Source organism: Pseudomonas sp. 2822-17 (assembly GCF_002742485.1).
Lineage (GTDB): Bacteria > Pseudomonadota > Gammaproteobacteria > Pseudomonadales > Pseudomonadaceae > Aquipseudomonas > Aquipseudomonas cyclaminis.
Map to the genome: position 1 here is coordinate 1 of NZ_LJRZ01000725.1, position 258 is coordinate 258.

Genomic DNA, 258 nt, shown 5'->3' on the forward strand with positions numbered 1-258 from the left:
ATAATAAGTTTTTTAAAGCAGGAAGTTCACGAGAATATTTCCTTCGAAGAGGCAATAAATCAATTAAAAGCTGAGTTTGAGAAAGGAGTATAACCATGAGTTTTCAATTTTCCCTACAAAAAGTACTTGAGATGAAGGAACACGAAAAAATGGAAGCTCAGGTGGACTACCAGTCTGCTGTAGGTAAATTCGAAGTAGTGGCTACAGAGCTCTATCATACTCTAAAGAAAAAAGAGGATTTATTGCTTACTTATGAAG

Annotated in this window: 1 protein-coding gene; it reads left to right on the plus strand. The window is 34.9% G+C overall.

Annotated elements, in window-relative coordinates:
- The first annotated feature begins 3 nt into the window (after positions 1-3).
- Complete coding sequence (locus AOA60_RS34940; protein ID WP_368731597.1) at positions 4-93, plus strand: hypothetical protein; 90 nt, start codon at positions 4-6, stop codon at positions 91-93.
- Positions 94-258: the final 165 nt, after the last annotated feature.